This window comes from Treponema sp. R8-4-B8 (assembly GCF_054786175.1).
This window is the reverse complement of the sequence record NZ_BDHE01000265.1, coordinates 1-578: the sequence shown is the minus strand read 5'-3', so window position 1 is coordinate 578 and position 578 is coordinate 1. Positions and strand designations below refer to the sequence as shown.

Sequence of the window (578 nt, the reverse complement as noted above, 5' to 3'; positions counted from 1 at the left end):
CGCAATCCCCTTGATATTTTTATTAATATCATTATCAATATCGATATCAACACCCTTGGTGCTGATCAAGTGCGAAAAACCCGTTCTAAGAGCCGCGCCCTTGCCCCGGTTCCTATGGTGGCGGACGCAGTCTATGCCTGAATCTATACAAAATTCATACGTCCCGTCGTTGGAGGCGTCGTCCACGACGCAGATGTGTTCCTTGGGAACAGTCTCGGCCCTGTCTCTTATACACATCTAGATGTGTATAAGAGACAGTCTTTACCCTATCGGGCAGCCGCCCGCCCGGAGGATCGCTTATGAGCAAGAGGAAGACAAGCAAGGCGAACGTCCCGCCCCTTATGACCTCTCCGCCCCGTACCGATCCAGCACGACCATCACCGCGACCCCGATTCCGCAGAACAGTAGCGGTATCCAGATTGACGACAAGTCGGCGGGCAGGATGTTGATGTTTGTCTGCATTTTTTTGCTGACGACTTCTATCATCCCGCCCGCGCCTTTTTCGTATAAGTCCATAGTTACGAATTTTTTGAAGGGCCACAGGGCGTACAGCGACCCGGCCGTCAGGCCTATCAATA

At 52.2% G+C, this 578-nt stretch carries 2 protein-coding genes; both read right to left on the bottom strand.

Features of this window, described 5'->3' with window-relative positions:
• On the bottom strand, positions 1-237 hold a 237-nt coding region (locus ACYVRA_RS08305; protein ID WP_461252258.1), incomplete at its 3' end, for a glycosyltransferase.
• A 102-nt stretch (positions 238-339) separates the two neighbouring features.
• Positions 340-516 carry a hypothetical protein gene (locus ACYVRA_RS08300; RefSeq protein ID WP_461252257.1) on the bottom strand — a complete coding sequence of 59 codons (177 nt, stop codon included), beginning with the start codon at positions 514-516 and terminating at the stop codon, positions 340-342.
• Positions 517-578 lie beyond the last annotated feature (62 nt).